This window comes from Nostoc sp. UHCC 0251 (genome assembly GCF_034932245.1).
Taxonomy (GTDB): domain Bacteria; phylum Cyanobacteriota; class Cyanobacteriia; order Cyanobacteriales; family Nostocaceae; genus Nostoc.
Genome location: NZ_JAYGHD010000014.1, coordinates 1 through 17,024 on the forward strand (window position 1 = coordinate 1; position 17,024 = coordinate 17,024).

Sequence of the window (17,024 nt, forward strand, 5' to 3'; positions counted from 1 at the left end):
GGGTAAGGGATTTAAAACCTTTCCCCCTTCCCCCTTCCCCTTTACCCCGCCAAGTCACGAAAGCGTACTACTAGCAATATGATTACTTACCAATGAATCTAGCTGACATTCCTTTAATTGACCAACACGCCCACAACATCTTAAGGCCAGAAGTTTTTGCCCAGTACCCTTACGCGAGTGCCTTCACTGAAGGTTCTGATCCAGAAATCATCAACTACCATGCCCGTCATACTTTCTTTTATCGGCGTAGCTTGCGCGATATTGCAACTTTATTAAACTGTGAAGCTGAAGAAGCAGCAATTTTGGCACGGCGGGAAAGTCTAGGGTTAGAACAACTGACGCAGATTTATTTTCGGGCCGCTAACCTAGAGGCGATTTACTTAGATGATGGTTTGCAGCCAGAAACGATTTTACCTATATCGTGGCATGAAAGGTTTATTCCTGTGCGACGAATTCTTAGATTAGAACTAATAGCAGAACAGCTAATTCCGCAATCAGAAGATTTTGCAACTTTTCTAGCAAGATTCAACAGCGAAATTGATCCACCACCCCAAACGGTGGTGGCTTTTAAAAGTATTGCCTGTTACCGGAGTGGCTTAGATATTCAACCTGTAACCTACGAGGTGGCGGCGGCTCACTTCGATAACCTCAAACAACAATTGCAAAATCAACCTCTGCGACTGACTGATAAGTCCCTTATTGATTTTCTCTTACAACAGGCGTTACTAGTAGCAGCGAAATATCACCTACCAGTGCAATTCCATACTGGCTATGGTGATCCCGACTTGGATTTACGATTGGCTAATCCCTTAAATCTGAGATATTTACTAGAGTTACCCCAGTACCGCCATGTACCAATCGTATTACTACACGCTTCCTATCCTTACATGCAGCAGGCTGGTTATTTAGCTTCTGTATATCCCCAAGTTTATTTAGATTTCGGTTTGGCAGTACCTTTTTTAAGCGTATCTGGGATGCGGGAAGTAATCAGGCAGCTGTTAGAATTAACTCCCACTACTAAATTAATGTATTCTTCTGATGCCCACTCAATTCCAGAATTGTACTACTTGGGGGCAAAGTGGGGTCGCCAGCTTTTAGGAGAAGTGTTAGAGCAAGCAATTGCCGATTCTGACATTACTGTGGCTCAAGCAGAGGCGATCGCTGTAGCAATTTTACGTGAAAATGCCTTACTTCTCTACCAATCAGCGCCCGAAATTGGTACTAGGCATTAGCATCTAGTATTTATTCTTTAGCACTTTTTTAAGACAGCCACCAAGCGATCGCTGACTCATATATTAAGATTTATAATTATCCCGTTAAAAGTTAAGGTTCCTCTAGATGTAACATTATTTACTAAGTTTCTCTAGTTAAACTTAAATTTTCTATGATATATTTCTGTAATCAACCATACCCGTGATGTAGATAATAGTGTAGTAGATTTTAAAATTTAGTATTATGTCTAGTCAAGAGCCAAATTCTAATCAAGCATTTAAGCAAACACTAGCTACCGGAACAAAGAAGAAGAAACCCCAACCTCCCTTAGACATCAAAAAACCAAAGAAAACTGAATAAAAAGCTTTATAGTTCCTTGTAGAGACTTAATTTAAGTCTCTACAATTTTCATTAACAAATTAGCTTATTTGTTTTTCACTTGAGTCTTTGCCTGTTCTAAAGCTATTTCTTTGATTGCCTGATATGAATTAACATTTGAAGTACCTTCAATAGCTTTAACTGCCAAATCCTGAACTTGTTTTAGGGCAGATTCAAGTTGTTTAGAAAGATTTTGAATCCGCGTCTCTTGATTAGTAATCGTTTGTTCTAGAGATTGCAGCCTTTGTTCATAGAAACGTTTTTGCCCTTCCACTTCTTTAGAATATAAATCTGATTTTACTTTAGCTTGGTAGTGGGCGATGCCTTTGCCTTCTTCTGTAGCTTTTTTTATAGCTGCTTCTTTATCTTTTGGAAAAGCCTCTACCTTCGCTTTTAATTCTTCAAATTGTTTCTCTCTCTCAGAAATTGCTTTCTCTCGTTCAGCCCACTGTTTTTCTGTTTCTTGTAGTAATTCTTCCAGTTGCTTATATAGTGCTTTCTGCTCTTGCTCGTATTCGTCACTTTGTAATTGTCGCTGGAGTTCTAAATTATACTTATACTCTGAAGCATCGCGTTGCCGAGTTTTATGCAAGTTTTCATTTCGTTCTTTTATCGCTCGTTGCTGTTCCTCTTGTTCTTTTCCCCAAGTATTCTTTTGCTCTAATATTTCTTGGAACAACACTTCAGAACGCTGGCTATATTCTTCCTGATAAGTTTTAATATTATCCTCATAGGCTTGGATGAGAGTATCCAAAATATCATCAGAAATTTCTAAATTGTGCAGTTGTGTTAATTGTTGAATTTCTTCTTCTAAAGTCCGCCTAATTTCTTCTAATTTAGAGGCTTTTGTGGTTAATTGTTCCGATAATTCATTAGCAGCACTGCCAAAACCTAATTGAATCTTCGCCAAGCTTTCAATTGTATTGTTCATTTTCTGTTGGACACTAGAAAGCTGATTCATAGGTGTTTTTTGTTCTAATTTAGGCTGTTCTTTAGTTCCAGGCTGGTTTTCTTTGGCAACTTGTTCAAGTTGTAATTTCAGTGCTGCTTTTTCTTTAGCTAACTCCTCATACGCCTGAAGAATTTCTACTTTAGTATTCTTATCAGTCGGCTTTTTCACCACCACAACAAACCTCCTCTTCAGGAATTAAAAATGATTAAGATGCACCCACCAAACTTATAACTATTTAGAGTTAGAACTACCAAAAGCCCTCATGGCTAAATCTTGTGACTGTTTTAATGCAGTTTGCAATTGAGCAGCAATACCTTCTATTTGCTCAGACTGTTTCTTAATTGTTTCTTCCAGAGATTGAATTTTTAGCTCATAGCTCTGTTTGTTAGATTCCCATTCTTTTTCAAATAAATCAGCTTCAATTTTAGCTTTTTGGCTTGTTTCTTTAATTGCTTCTTCCCTAGCTTTCTTAACGGCTTCTTCCAGTTCGCTAGGAAATTTAGTTACCTTTTGTTCATAATCTGCAAAGAGTGGTTGACGTTCAGCTGATATCTTTTCTCGTTCTGCCCAATTTTTCTCTTTCTTTTGAGAATTTTCTTGGATTTCCCTTTGCTGTTGGCGCTTTATCGCTTCGTAGCTATCTGTATTGAGTTTACGAGTAGTTTCTAACTTATACAGAGATTCTTCTTGTTCTTGCTGGCGCTCTTTGGCTAATAAATCGTTATATGCTTGGAGTTTCTCTTCATACTCTGCTTGCTCTTTTTGCCATTCTTTCCGCCTGATTGTAATTTCTTTCTCTAGTGTTTCTCTTTTGCTGATAGTATCTTGTTCTAGGGTTTTTAATTTTTCTTGGTGTTCTTGACTTAAAATGTCTAGAGTATCCGCTACAACTCTGATTTGTTGAAGCTCTTGTAATCGTTGAGTTTCAATTTCTATAGCTCGGTTTAATTCATCTAACTTAGAATTTTCCTGAGCTAGTTTTTCAGATAATCCATTGAGAATACTGCCAAACTCCAATTGTAAATCAGCTAAACCTTTGACAATACTATCAACTGTATATGCAGAAGCTGCTTGCAGAATTTCTTGACTTTTTGCCTTTTCTGCTTCCTCTTGTTTGGTTGCTATTTTAGATTCCAGCTTTTTTCTTTGGATAATAATTTGTTGAAATGCTTGCATTAGTTGTTGTTTGCTGTCCTTGACTCCAACTGTAGTCATCTTCCAACTCCCTTCAATAGGCAAATGATTTATTGGGTAGCAAGCCATACCAATGACTACCCTATGCAGACATCAGAATAGCCTTTAAATCAACATTTTTAACGCGGTGTAAATACTGAAATGATCGGCATAGGACACTTAGGTAGTACGAGTTTTCCACATACATGTCCTTATGTTTTTCAGGTATATAGTGTTTCTCAGTGGAATTCAATAGTCACCTAACCCTCTCTTTGTATGAGAGGAAAGCGGAAAAACTTTTGTTGCTGAAAGGGGAATAAGATTCAAAGCTAGAGAGAGGTTGGATTGTATTGCATACATAGACGCGTAGCGGCTACTTTTACGAGTTCTCCAACGGAGTACCCGCAGGATACGAAAAGCGCTATAATTTTCCCTTCAAACCGTATAGTATATTTGTACTAAAGTAAATATACCCAACTTAATCCGCTTTTGTCAAGACAACCCTTCATGTAATTAGGATAGGAAAAGACATCTTCATATCACCTGCTCCCTATTGTGAAGACAGAATCGAAGCTATAGCAGTTGACAATTGCATGGAATACGGACTACTCATAGGAGCGCATTGCTGTACCATAACCAGATGTTGTATCCAATAACAACTGCTATACTTAGAAATTTGATGCAAAGTCCCTAATTATGAAGACTATTAAAAGCTTGCAGCCACATGTGATTTAGGAGGCTGCTGTGACATATATTACTATTACTTTTTGTAAAGAAAATCTAAAAGAATTAACCTTAGCAGAAGCGCGGTTGCAGTAAAGCGAGATAATAAATTCAATCATCCTAATTGATACAAGCACAGTCCTAGACTTTTGTGATATCAATGTATACCAGTGAATCGACCAAATATTCTGCTAGAACGGACATTGGACAAACCAGCCGTATTTTAGTAGTAGAAGATGAAGAATTAATCCAGGAAATGCTAGCTGTAGCCCTGGAAGAGGAAGGTTATGGGGTGACAACTGCACCCGATGGACGGTCTGCTGTAGAGTATCTCAAAAGTTTTGAAACCAACTCAGGGGAACTTCCTTTCGATCTGCTTATTCTTGATTTGATGCTGCCTCAAATCAATGGGCTAGATATTTGCCGTTTGCTGCGTCATCAAGGAAACCCAGTACCCATTTTAATGCTCAGTGCTAAGGGTAGTGAAACTGACCGTGTTTTGGGGTTAGAGGTGGGAGCAGATGACTACCTGACCAAACCTTTTAGTATGCGCGAGTTAGTGGCTCGTTGTCGTGCTTTACTCCGCCGCCAACGCCTAAGCAATTTGCCACAAATACCAGTATTAAAATTCAAGGATGTCACCTTGAATCCTCAAGAATGCCGCGTGCTAGTTCGTGGTCAGGAGGTGAATCTTTCTCCTAAAGAGTTCCGCTTGTTGGAATTGTTTATGAGTTACGCCCGCCGGGTATGGTCACGGGAACAACTGCTAGATCAGGTTTGGGGGCCAGATTTCGTTGGCGATAGTAAAACCGTAGACGTTCACATTCGGTGGTTGCGCGAAAAATTAGAGCAAGACCCCAGTCATCCCGAATATCTTGTGACTGTAAGAGGTTTTGGCTATAGGTTTGGATAATTAGTTTGGATAGTTGTTAGTTTTTAGTAGTCAGCAAAAAACTAACAACTCAAATGCTTTTATTGGGATTTTTTCTAGGTTTAGCGATAGGCATTGGGTTTTGGGTTTGGCAACAGGTTCAACTTAACCGCTACCTGGGGCGCTTACTCCGACCGTTAACCTCGCATTCTTACAAGATGGGACTGCTGCTGATTCCTGGGTTGAGGCAGGAAATAGCGAAGGTGAAGCAGCAACGGCAAGATTTGCAGCAGTCGTTGCAAACTTACCAAGACCTACTAGATTTTGCACCAGTGGGATATTTGCAGGTGGATGAGGAAAATCAACTGCTGTGGTGCAATCGGCAGGCGCAGGAAATTTTGTATCTGCAAAGGTGGCAACCAGAACAGGTGCGCTTATTACTAGAGTTGGTAAGGTCTTACGAACTTGACCATTTAATTGAGCAAACTCGTGATTGTCAAACACCACAGACGGGCGAGTGGGTATTTCATCCATCTTGTGACGATACGGCAGAGATGCCAACAATAAAATCTCTGGCTTTGCGGGCATCTAGCTTGCCTTTACCCAATGGAGAAGTAGGAGTCTTTTTAGAAAATCGTCAACCCCTATTAGATATAAATCAAGTACGCGATCGCTCTTTTTCTGATTTAGCGCATGAACTCAGAACGCCCTTGACTTCGATTCGCTTGGTTGCGGAAACTTTACAAACTCGCTTGGAACCACCTTTAAATCGTTGGGTTAACCGCTTAATGCAAGAAGTTGATCGGCTGATTAACTTAGTGCAAAGCTGGCTAGACCTCACCCAAATGGAAGCAAACCCAACCATGCAATTGCAAACCAAAGCTGTAGAATTGCGATCGCTAATTACATCCGTTTGGGAAACATTAGAACCCTTAGCAGAGCGCCAACATCTGTCTCTTTCTTATTCTGGCCCGGAAAATCTTTGGATTAAAGCAGATCAAGCCCGTATTTACCAGGTTTTTCTCAACTTGCTGGACAATAGCATTAAGTACAGTCCTCCTTGTACAAGTATTCATGTTGAAGCAAAAATTTTATCAACAGAAAATAATGATGCCGCTTCCCCAATCTTGGAAATAAATCTTATTGATTCTGGAGTTGGGTTTTCTGAGCTAGATTTACCCCATGTTTTTGAGCGATTTTATCGAGGAGATAAGGCGCGAACCCATTCCCCACAAGATGGGAACTCCATAGGGGCAATCGTCGGCAATGGTTTAGGTTTAGCGATCGTTGAGCAAATTATTCTCGCCCACGGTGGTTCAATCAAGGCTATGAACCATCCAGGAACTGGTGGTGCGTGGATACAACTGCAATTTTTAGAAGTTATGGCAAACTCCTTAAGCCAAGACTATAGTTAATATTATCTTCACCTTTAAGACAACAAGCGTGAAAGCTGTCCATTACAGTCCTAATCCTCAAAAACCTCAACTCGCACGTGCCATTAGGCGCTTAGAACGGGATATATTACGCATGGGTGCTTTGGTAGAACAATCATTTCGCCTCAGCCACCAAGCGTTAGTTGCTCGTAACTTAACAGCAGCTGAGGAACTTCCCCGATTAGATAAAAAGATTGATCGTTTTTATAGACAAATCGAATCAGACTGTACGGCGATTATGACGCTGCAAGCACCTACGGCTGAAGATTTGCGCTGCTTGAGTGCCTTTATGCAGCTGGTGCGAGACTTAGAGCGCATTGGCGATTATGCTGAGGATTTAGCTGAGATTGCGATTAAAATTTTTCCTTACGCGCCTCATCCGTCAATGCCCGACATTGAAGCTATGTCCCTTCACGCGCAGTCGATGCTAGCAACTAGCTTGAAGGCTTTGGGAGATTTGGATGAAGCCAGTGGGCGTCGTTTAAAGCACTTAGATGATACTGTAGACGATGCGTATGATCGCGTTTATCAAACTTTAGCCCAACAACGAGATGTGCCTGGTATAGTCGAGCCAATAGTACTGCTGGCACTGGCAATTCGTTGTTTAGAACGCATGGCAGATCACGCCACTAATATTGGTCAAAGGGTAGCATATATTGTCACCGGTCAACGCTCTTAATTAATTAGCTAATGAATTAATCAAGTGCTGTACTTAGCCGTTCAAGTTGGGCTTCAATAGCTGCCAAAAGTTTTTGTTGCTGCCAATCTTGGCTAAGATGGGCGGCTATACAAGCGGCTCCAGCGCCCATACCTTCTTTCACAAAGCCCTGTTCATAAGCTCTGAGTTGAGGATAACGAGATTCAGCAAAGCTCAGATTAGTTGCTAATAGGGCAGGGGTTCCTCCACTCTGAGTTAAGCTGCCTTTTCCTAAACTGAGGGCTAAGTCAACTGTAGCGCCAGTAGGGTCTTCTGCCACCCAGCGAGTTGTGCCTACAACGACTGCTTCTGGTTGCCATGATAAAGCGTAAGTTTGAGCGATCGCACTCATCAGCGCATAAACTGCCAGCATTTGCGTCCCACCCGCAAGCATTACACCACAACGTTGACTAGCAGCGATCGCCATCCCAGCTACCACCACTTGCATGGGATCACCCACGGCGGCAGCTAGTTTTAAAGGATCTACAGAATTTTGCATTGAAGATTGGAAGTTTATCTCCCCCTGCCCTCTGCTCCCCCTCATCTTCTCTAGCCCAGCTTGCACTAATGCCCATTTTTGCGCGTGGTTACAAATAGGATGACTACTGTTCACTTTTCCGTCAGCTTCAATACCCAAACCAGCTAAGATTGCTAGGGCAGTTGTAGTACCTCCAACGACGCACTCACCGAGAATCACATATTTATGTTGCATATTCGCAGCAAGGCGTTCTCCCCAAAGTAGCCCTTGTTGAAACAAGTGGTGTACGGTTGTGATTTCCATAGCAGCACCACCACTTAAACATCGAGCAGGAGAGCCACCCAAATCAATTATTGGCAAAGCAGGAGGTTGGGGTAAACCAGCATTAAACAAATGAACTGGTATCTTTAGTGACTCAAAGACAGCGCGAGAAATCAGCACAGGCGAAGCCCCAGCCGCTAATGGTGGTAGGGGATATTGGGGCTTATGTTCTGGGCCATAATACAAAAACTCGGCATCGGCACAAGCAGTATATTTCCGATCCTCTGGAGTTCGACCGGCTGCTGAAATCCCTGGAATTAAACCAGTTTCAGTAAATCCTAAAACGCAGGCAAATACGGGTAGATAGCCACGATACCGTCGCAGCCATTCTTCACCCTGTTCTTTTTGCGTATAAATACGAATTTGGGAATTGGGCATTGGGAATTGGGCATGGGGAATTGGGCATGGGGCATGGGGCATGGGGCATTGGGCATTGGGAATTGGTTATGAGTTAGGAATACAAATTTAATAACCTGCAATTCTGATTGAACTGGGAATGGTGCGTTACGCTCCGCTAACACACCCTACTTTTGCACTTTATTTAATCCACGTTCCTTAGGACTCATCATTTAACCAATGACAAATGACTAATGACTAATGACAAATGACTATCCTTCATAATCCATGAGGACTTGTATCCAGTGTGGCGGACGGGGAATAGGATTGCCCAGGCGGTCAAAAAGAAACCATGATGCTAGGTGTACCACAAAAAGATAAATAAAATTGTTGAGTACAATTAAAGCGATCGCTCCCACTTGAATCAAAAACACACTGGGACTCACCAACAAACTCAGCTTCAAAAATACCCACTCTATAAACTCAGTCACCTGGGTAATCACATAAATCCATAGGTCTTCACCTGACAAAACAGACAGCAACCACAGCCGAAAAAATACTCCCAAAGTACCTAACAGCGTACCCAAGGTGATAGAAACAATCCAGGGAACACGACGACGATACCACGTCGCTCCTAAAAGCACGCCCATGAACCCGTAGGGCATGACAAACAGCAAACTGCGGGCTGGCCCCATCAGTACCGTCAACAGTAACCCGGAAGTAAGGGCTGCCATCCATGCCGCACGCCTGCCCCAACGTAAATAAACTAGAGCGATCGGCACCGGAAAAAATATCCGCAAAACTGGCCCCAAGGGAAAGTAAAAATTAATAAACCAAATCAAGCTAGCGGTACTGGCTAAAAACGCCGTCTCCACCATCCTCAAGGGTGCATCAGCCTTGATTTGAGGAGGCATTAACTGCTGTTCTTTGTCTAACCAATGATTGTGGGAAGTTGGAGACTCAGGGGATAAATCTTTCTCCGGCTCATCTGGCAGAGAATCTAAAATATTCATATCTGATATTTGACAAGTTTTTAAACTATCATTCTTTCTAAGGCTGACAAATCGGGAATACAAATAGTGTCTTGATCCCGTTTAATCAAGCCTTTTTTTTCTAGCCTTGTCAACACTCGTGTCACAGTTTCCCGGGCCAGTCCGCTCAAACTACTCAATTCCCGATGAGGTAAATTGGGGATTTCGGTTCCTGTTTGCCCTTTTTTCCCTTGTCCTTCTGCCAAAAATAGCAACGTATCTGCCACCCGTGACTGGCTATCAGATTCCCGCAACCGCAATCGGCGATTTACTTGCCGTAAACGCCGTGCCATTAGTTGTGCCAATCGAACTCCCGCCAAGGGTTCTACATGAAGTAACTTGACAAAATCCTGAGCAGGCATACTACCAATTACCGTTGGGGCCAAGGTAATCACATCTGTAGATCGAGGCACTTCATCTAGGGCTGCCATTTCACCAAACAATTCCCCTTTGCCAAGAATATTCAGCGTTACTTCTTTTCCTTCCAGATTGTAGGTGCGAATTTTTACCCATCCGTCCAAAATAAAATACACAGAACCGCCCCAGTCATTTTCCAGCAGAATCACCTGATTAGCTGGGTGAGTGCGGGTAGCAAGATGGATGAGGGCTGATTCCACAGCAGCTTCTGGCAACCCTTGAAAAAAGGGAGCCGAGGAGATCATCCAGGAATTAGCCTGTGCTTGCAAGCTATATCGGTCTTCCATTACGACATTTTTATTCCAGCTGCTATATACACACAACAAATAAGAGCGCCATCTTCAGCCTAAGCCATCAAGGCACAGTTCCCTTTCAAAGAGAAAACTAAACTATGCTACATAAGAAAGCGAAAAGAACGTTTTTTTTAGACAATCTTTACCTATAAGTGTAAACGGGATAAAAGTTTTGCAAAAAGTAGTTTATAGCCTGGGTTGTATTGTTTAGGGGCTAGCTGCACTGCAAACTTGATTAGTTCAAAATATAGGCAAACAACATTAATGATACTAAAGGGAGTAAATTATTGCTCAGGTATTTTAGCGATTTTGAAAAATAGGCAATTTAATGATCTGTAAAACTAAGCTTCTCACACAAATGCTGACTGAAGATTGCCACTACTCTCAGTAATCCATAACATAATGACAGTCACAATTCCAAGCAGCGGCTTTTGCCACTCAAAACTTCTCTTTGACGCTGTGCGTAGCAAGACATCCATAGGGGTACGGTAATTGTAAAGTAATTGTCACATTAATTAACATAAGTTTATAGGTAAGGTAAAAAAGTGACTTCCAGTGCAGATGAAATTCAAAAGCTGATCGCAGACATTGACAACTTACTTGCCAGCGGTGGCAAACGCGTGTCTAGATTTCTATCTGGTCAGGCACAAGAGCCGAAAGAAGTGTTAGAACGAATTCGCAACTTCTTGCTCAGGCTACAAGAAAAAGAAGCATTAGAGAACGGCATCCCAAGCCAGTCTTCTGAAGAACCGCGTTCGCCCTTGGGGTTGGCGGAGCCATCGCCTTTATTAACAAAATTTATTGTTCAAGGTAACAACCAGTATCCATTACCGCAGCTCGAACCCTATCAAGAACAGAGTACTGTTGGAGCAGGACAATTAAAAAGTGAATTTTCGAGCTTGATCCAGCCATTGCGATCGGAATTAGAATTGCTCTTGCAAGAGCGAGCTACTCTCATACAAGAAATTCGGCAGCTAGAGCAAAGGCGATTGCAAAATTACTCCTTAGCGCAGCAGTTGACAAACCAAGATCAAGTGATTACCGAGTTTTTACAGGTACTCATGAGTCGCCTTGTGCCAACTTTAACGCCACTGCTAGCACAGACGCGGGAAAATTCCGCTAGTTATTCAGAAGGAATTAATCACGCAAACTCAGAACCAGCAAGCTCTACAACTCAACCTTCATTGGAATTACCAGACCGTGTAGAAAAGTTAACACATCTGGCCAGGGAGTTGGATCAACACCTATTATCCCTAGATGGGACTGTAAATGTAGTCTTTGAGGCACTACAGCGCAATATAAATACCTATTACGAGTCCCTTTCGCAAGCACTGGCAAGGATGCATAGCAAGGGAATGCAAGGCGAACAGTTAATGGCCGGCTTTCTCAACAATTTGACCCAGCATTTGCAACAGCAATCTCCTAGTTTCCAGTCATCTTTCCTTGAGGTAGAATCTGATACACCACCATCATTGGCTGACACAGCTGAGATCGCTACTGGAGTTGCACCCCAACCCTTGGAGCTTACACAGCCAGAAACTTCATCTTCACTCACAATTAATTCTGAGCAACAGGAAACTACCCTTACAGAGGATCTAGATACAGTGCTGTTGCAGCTTGGCTTAGACTCGTCTGAGCCTTCTGCAAACCAGACCGAATTATCGCAAGATATTTCTGCATTAATTGGCGATGAAGTAGACCAACTTTACGCCAGTTTGTTTGGTACTGGTGATATTAATAATCTAAACCTCGATGTTCCCACAAATGACTTATCTGCTACCATAGCCGCTCCATCAACGTTGAACATCGCTGATCCTCCAAGCGTTGATTCTGCGGTTGTAACGCCAGATATAGGTCTTTCATCCCAAGAGACTTTAGTAGAAACCACAGATTCATCATCAGAACCACAGGAAGAATTATTTTTTGAAGAGGATACTGATTTAGACTCACCTCTTAGTAATTCTCTGCCACCAACAGACAGTTTTACCGCGCAATTTGCTACTCAGCCAAATAGTGCTGATACGATTAATACCCTAACTGACCTATTGCCTGATACAGGTAGTGAGCAGCAACTGCTAGAAGTATCATCCTTTGTGGATGATGCCACAACTACAGCAACAGTTACTCCAGAAGTAGCAGTTGAAGAAATTGCGTTGGCACAGACTACCGTACCCCTACGGGAAAGCAAGCTACGCGTAGCGGACGCACCGGAAGTATTAATTAACGATGAGCAGCCAGAACCGTCCTCAGATAACTACATTGCTGCTTCACCCCAAGAAAACTTGCTTTCTATTGAGTCCAACCAGACTCCATCTGTACCTGATATTTCTTTAGATGAAGAACAGTTGCAGCAATTAGATCGAGATTTGGCTAATTTTGATCAGCAGCTAAATTCTGAGTCGCAGCCAGCGACTAACTTTGATACTTTCTCGGAACTACTTGATACTAATCAAGACACAATCCCCACAACTTTCTCTGAAAATATCCCAGTATCAGAAAATACCTCAACTGCTGCTTTCTCCAGTTTGGAAGTTCCCCAGGTAGAAGCTGAACAACAAAAGGAAGTCACAACTCCTGTTCAAGAAAGTTCATTACCTCCAATTTCCAACTCCATCAACAATCCAGAATCGCTCAATGTTCTAGAATCAGTCTGGTATTTAGGAATTGATTTAGGTACAACAGGAATTTCTGCCGCATTATTAAATCGCTCGACTTTTGTTGTACATCCTATCTACTGGTCAGCAGAAAATCCGCCGGAAAAACCTTCCTTCCAGCAATCATTTCGTTTACCAACAGAGGTTTATCTGCCTACAGCTTCTGTACCCCAGGGAGAAAACGAAAGTATCGAAACACATGAACAGACAGCACCTGCGGCTGTTGCCCAAGATAAAGTGCCCGATCGCTCGACCACAACTCCTGCAACACCGAGATCAACAGCAGATGCGACGACAAATAATCTCTACTCGGCGCAATTGAAGCCTTATTTACAAGTAGCTATTCCCTACAAGAGTGAACGACAGAAATGGGAACCTGTTTTGCAATTAAATGAATTTTCAGCAGGCCCTTTGATTTGGGTTGTGCGATCGCTCTCTAAGCTACTATTAACCCTCAAATCCGAAAAAACTAGTACCACCCCTAGTTTAATGGCTGCTTCTATGGGGATCAGCGAACAAGATTTTCCGCAGATTATCAATAATATTGCTGGTGTAATTTGCACCTGTCCAGCTAGTTGTTCGGAACAATACCGCTTCAATGTGCGGGAAGCTTTACTCACCAGTAAACTTATCCAACATCCGCAGCAAGTCTTTTTTGTAGAAGAAGCGATCGCTAGTCTACTCCCAGAACTCGATGCTGCTAACGGTGAACAAATAAAATTAAGCGAACATCAGGGTTCTCATCCGGCAAAAACCAGCGAACATCCCATTGTTGGCAATACCCTTGTGATTAACATTGGGACAACTGCCACAGAAATGTTGCTGGTCGATGTCCCAGAAACATTGCTGCAATTGACATACAATGATTTCATGCTCCACAGTTTTGCCTATGCTGGCAAGGGGATTGAACAAGATATTATTTGCCAGCTGCTATTGCCACCTAAATCTCGGCAATCACGAAAAGAAACACCAAGCGATGCCTACTCTGGGCTACGCCTACGCAAAAATCTTACAAGTAATCCTTGGCAATGGCAACCGTCAATTCCCGGTTTAGACCAAATGCGTTGGCAGAGTTTAGGGTTGGAAGTATTAGAACTACCTAGAGTTGGAGAACCAGATATCACCGCTCGAATTCGCCTCCAGCAGCGTCTAGAGAGTTCTCTACTGGGACAGGCGGTATTAGATGCCGCACTAGCTCTAAAGCTGATTTTGCAGCACCAAGACTCTTTTACTCTGGAATTGGCCGATCAGCAATGGATTTTGCAACGACGAGACCTAGAAAGCCAAGTATTTATCCCCTTTGTGCGCCGCCTGAATCGAGAACTCAACAAGTTGTTGGTAGCTCGTGGCATCCCCACAGAATCCATTAATCAAGCTATTCTGACTGGTGGGGTGGCTTGTGTCGGTACTGTGAATCGCTGGCTACGGCAAAAACTCCCCAGCGCTAAGATTATTCAAGATTTATATCTCGGCGAAAACGGCGCTCCCAATTGTAGTCGGGTTGCCTATGGTTTGGCGATGCTGCCTCTGCATCCCCAGATATTAGATATACCCAGGCAACAATACACTGATTATTTCCTATTTACAGAATTGCTGCGGCTGCTACCAGATCGACCTTTATCTTTCGGTGAAGTTCTTCAGCTATTTGAAGGTCGCGGGATCAATACTCGCACTTGCCAGCAACGCCTACTAGCTTTTTTAGAAGGTGAACTACCTTCGGGTTTGATACCTTCAGTTACAGATTCGACTTGGCTTACTCAGAGTTCGCAAGAAAATCCTGACTATCAGGCGATCGCTACAGCACCACTTTTTGAAAAGCAAGGAAGTCTCACTTATCGTCCTAATTCCCAGCAACTGTTGTCTTTGCGTCGCTATCTAGATGCAATCAAGGCTAGTAATCAACAATCACTGGAGGAACCATATACTGTAAATTTCGCTTTAGAGGTTAATCATTAGACCTCTTGCAAAAGTGCTTTTTGCAAGAGGGGGAAAAGGTTTTGGTTAAAGGGCAAGGGGACAATACAGAACTTTTTCCCCTTCCCCCTTGCCCTTTTCCCGACTTATGCAAGAAATCTATTGATATTAGTGCATCACGGATGTGTCTTCCTGAGTTGGCCACATCCTGATGGGCTTTCTGTCCTCAACACTGTAATATTTTGTATGTGTACCAAAACACTAGCTTTTTTAATTTTATGGTAGGAAATACTGTAATTTTACAATTTTCCACCTTAATTAAAAGATTCTGTAAACTTTGGGTTTTCAGTTTTTATATTTCTTGATTTTTGTGTATGTTAACACTCAGTTGTAACGACAAAAGCACTAAAAATCGACTAAAAATTATTTTCATGTCTACACTCCTGATGCAAAAAGTCCTGTTGTAGATAAGTTAGCGCTTGTGAATCATCTTTATCTTTATTCAGTTAATTGCTCGCAACAGCCTTTACACCCGTCAACTTTAAGCGTGAGAAAACGATTAATTGACATTGTTGGAGCCATTGTGGGGCTGATTATTACATTTATGATAGCAATTGTTGTAGCAATTGTTACCTTTGTACATGATCCAAATCCAATATTTTATTCCCAAATTCGCTGTGGTTTGAACGGAAAAACTTTCCGCATCTGGAAATTCCGTTCCATGATCGTCGATGCCGATAAATTCAAGCATTTGGTTGAAAACCAAGCCAAAGGTCACATCTTTAAATCTATCGACGATCCTCGCATTACTCCTGTGGGTAAATTCTTGCGGCGTACTAGCTTGGACGAATTTCCCCAATTTTGGAATGTTCTGATAGGGGACATGAGTTTGGTTGGTACTCGTCCACCCACTCCTGATGAAGTCAGCAATTACGATCCACATCATTGGGATAGATTGCGAGTTAAACCAGGCATTACCGGAGAATGGCAGGCTAATGGACGTTCAAGCATCACAGACTTTGAAACCATTGTCAAGATGGATATAGAGTATCAACGCAAGTGGTCTGTAACTTACGACCTGAGTTTGATTGTTAAAACTATCTGGGTAGTCTTAAAAAAGACTGGGGCTTATTGAATTTGTCATTTGTCATTAGTAATTGGGCATTGGGCATGGGGCATTGGGCATGGGGCATTGTTTATTCTCCTTTTCTGCCTTATCCCCCTCATCTCCACTTTCTTATTCAACCCTTGACCCCGCTACCAGTTTCCGTGGGTACAATGTAACGTTGCAAAAATAAAAATAGTAATAATACTGGGGCGATCGCAATTACTGAGCCAGCAGCTACCAAGCGCCAGTCAAGGGAAAACGTGCCTGCCAGCTTTGCTACACCCAAGGGAAGAGTGTATAAATTTTCGTCTTGGATAACAATTAAAGGCCACAAAAAGTCACTCCAAGCACCAATAAATACAAAAATAGCTAAAGTTACCAATGCTGGGCGAACTGCTGGTAACATCACATGCCACCACAAACCTAGCTCCGAACTGCCATCCATCCTGGCGGCTTCTTCTATCTCTTTTGGGACACTCATGAAGGCTTGGCGCAACAGAAAAATGCCAAAGGCAGAAGCTAAACTCGGAAAGATCATTCCTAAATAAGTATTTCTCAAACCCAACTGGACTGTCAAAATATAGAGGGGAATCATCACGATTTGGAAGGGAATCATAATCGTGGAGACGATCGCTACAAAAATCCAGTTTCGCCCCACAAACGATAATCTTGCCAACGGATAAGCAGCTAAAGCGCAAAAGAGCAGATTTAAGCCCACAGTCAGCACTGATACCAAAGTACTGTTATACAGGTATTGCCCAAAAGGTAGAGAGTTCCAGACACTAAAGAAGTTATTTAGTGTAGGTTGACTGGGCAACAACTGTGGCGGCGACTGAAAAATATTTTCCGTAGGCGATTTTAAGGCTGTACTAATTAGCCACAGTAAAGGAAAGAGCATCACCAGTGCGATCGCTCCCAATAGCGCATACATTAGCAGAATTTGCGATCGTGATTTTTTCCAGTTCAGCATTTGATTAATAACCTAAATACTCTAAATTGATTGTGCTTAGGAGGTTACAATAACAAAATTCAA

12 protein-coding genes are annotated in these 17,024 nt (G+C 42.2%); 6 read left to right on the top strand and 6 right to left on the bottom strand.

What is annotated here, in order from left to right; translation table 11 throughout:
- The first annotated feature begins 92 nt into the window (after positions 1–92).
- Positions 93–1,232: an amidohydrolase family protein gene (locus VB740_RS03265; RefSeq protein ID WP_323198644.1), complete on the top strand. Its 1,140-nt coding sequence runs from the start codon at positions 93–95 to the stop codon at positions 1,230–1,232.
- A 404-nt stretch (positions 1,233–1,636) separates the two neighbouring features.
- Here the strand turns inward: VB740_RS03265 and VB740_RS03270 are convergent, their stop codons facing one another.
- Both VB740_RS03270 and VB740_RS03275 read right to left on the bottom strand, forming a co-directional pair.
- A complete protein-coding gene (locus VB740_RS03270; RefSeq protein WP_323198645.1) occupies positions 1,637–2,716 on the bottom strand; it encodes a hypothetical protein in 1,080 nt (359 codons plus the stop codon).
- Positions 2,717–2,773: 57 nt separating this feature from the next.
- Positions 2,774–3,757, bottom strand: a complete 984-nt coding sequence (locus VB740_RS03275) for a hypothetical protein (RefSeq protein WP_323198646.1) — start codon at positions 3,755–3,757, stop codon at positions 2,774–2,776.
- 841 nt (positions 3,758–4,598) lie between these two features.
- On the opposite strand from VB740_RS03275, the gene VB740_RS03280 reads away from it, so the two are divergent.
- Genes VB740_RS03280 through phoU form a run of 3 tightly spaced genes read left to right on the top strand, consistent with a single transcriptional unit; the run spans position 4,599 to position 7,421 of the window.
- Positions 4,599–5,351: a response regulator transcription factor gene (locus VB740_RS03280; RefSeq protein WP_323198647.1), complete on the top strand. Its 753-nt coding sequence runs from the start codon at positions 4,599–4,601 to the stop codon at positions 5,349–5,351.
- A gap of 53 nt (positions 5,352–5,404) precedes the next feature.
- Positions 5,405–6,724 (top strand): ATP-binding protein, encoded by a 1,320-nt coding sequence (locus VB740_RS03285; protein WP_323198648.1) that lies wholly within the window; start codon positions 5,405–5,407, stop codon positions 6,722–6,724.
- Between the two features lie 28 nt (positions 6,725–6,752).
- Positions 6,753–7,421, top strand: a complete 669-nt coding sequence (gene phoU / locus VB740_RS03290) for a phosphate signaling complex protein PhoU (protein ID WP_323198649.1) — start codon at positions 6,753–6,755, stop codon at positions 7,419–7,421.
- A 16-nt stretch (positions 7,422–7,437) separates the two neighbouring features.
- Here the strand turns inward: phoU and cobT are convergent, their stop codons facing one another.
- From cobT to VB740_RS03305, 3 genes are all read right to left on the bottom strand, one after another.
- The gene (gene cobT, locus VB740_RS03295) at positions 7,438–8,616 is read right to left on the bottom strand and encodes a nicotinate mononucleotide-dependent phosphoribosyltransferase CobT (protein WP_323198676.1); all 1,179 of its coding nucleotides are present in this window, start codon (positions 8,614–8,616) and stop codon (positions 7,438–7,440) included.
- Positions 8,617–8,846: 230 nt separating this feature from the next.
- Positions 8,847–9,587, bottom strand: a complete 741-nt coding sequence (locus tag VB740_RS03300) for a DUF2232 domain-containing protein (RefSeq protein WP_323198650.1) — start codon at positions 9,585–9,587, stop codon at positions 8,847–8,849.
- Between the two features lie 20 nt (positions 9,588–9,607).
- Complete coding sequence (locus tag VB740_RS03305; protein WP_323198651.1) at positions 9,608–10,309, bottom strand: Crp/Fnr family transcriptional regulator; 702 nt, start codon at positions 10,307–10,309, stop codon at positions 9,608–9,610.
- 551 nt (positions 10,310–10,860) lie between these two features.
- Between VB740_RS03305 and VB740_RS03310 the strand changes: the two genes are divergently transcribed.
- Together VB740_RS03310 and VB740_RS03315 are read left to right on the top strand one after the other, a co-directional pair.
- A complete protein-coding gene (locus VB740_RS03310; RefSeq protein WP_323198652.1) occupies positions 10,861–14,925 on the top strand; it encodes a hypothetical protein in 4,065 nt (1,354 codons plus the stop codon).
- 439 nt (positions 14,926–15,364) lie between these two features.
- Complete coding sequence (locus VB740_RS03315; RefSeq protein WP_323198653.1) at positions 15,365–16,018, top strand: sugar transferase; 654 nt, start codon at positions 15,365–15,367, stop codon at positions 16,016–16,018.
- 106 nt (positions 16,019–16,124) lie between these two features.
- Here VB740_RS03315 and VB740_RS03320 read toward each other — a convergent pair whose 3' ends face one another.
- The gene (locus VB740_RS03320; protein WP_323198654.1) at positions 16,125–16,961 is read right to left on the bottom strand and encodes a carbohydrate ABC transporter permease; all 837 of its coding nucleotides are present in this window, start codon (positions 16,959–16,961) and stop codon (positions 16,125–16,127) included.
- Positions 16,962–17,024: the final 63 nt, after the last annotated feature.

What these genes read in the sequence shown, in the direction of transcription:
- VB740_RS03305 (WP_323198651.1), bottom strand. Translation starts at nt 10,309, where the DNA reads ATGGAAGACCGATATAGCTTGCAAGCACAGGCTAATTCCTGGATGATC.
- cobT (WP_323198676.1), bottom strand. Translation starts at nt 8,616, where the DNA reads ATGCCCAATTCCCAAATTCGTATTTATACGCAAAAAGAACAGGGTGAA.
- VB740_RS03320 (WP_323198654.1), bottom strand. Translation starts at nt 16,961, where the DNA reads ATGCTGAACTGGAAAAAATCACGATCGCAAATTCTGCTAATGTATGCG.
- VB740_RS03265 (WP_323198644.1), top strand. Translation starts at nt 93, where the DNA reads ATGAATCTAGCTGACATTCCTTTAATTGACCAACACGCCCACAACATC.
- VB740_RS03275 (WP_323198646.1), bottom strand. Translation starts at nt 3,757, where the DNA reads ATGACTACAGTTGGAGTCAAGGACAGCAAACAACAACTAATGCAAGCA.
- VB740_RS03285 (WP_323198648.1), top strand. Translation starts at nt 5,405, where the DNA reads ATGCTTTTATTGGGATTTTTTCTAGGTTTAGCGATAGGCATTGGGTTT.
- VB740_RS03300 (WP_323198650.1), bottom strand. Translation starts at nt 9,587, where the DNA reads ATGAATATTTTAGATTCTCTGCCAGATGAGCCGGAGAAAGATTTATCC.
- VB740_RS03280 (WP_323198647.1), top strand. Translation starts at nt 4,599, where the DNA reads ATGTATACCAGTGAATCGACCAAATATTCTGCTAGAACGGACATTGGA.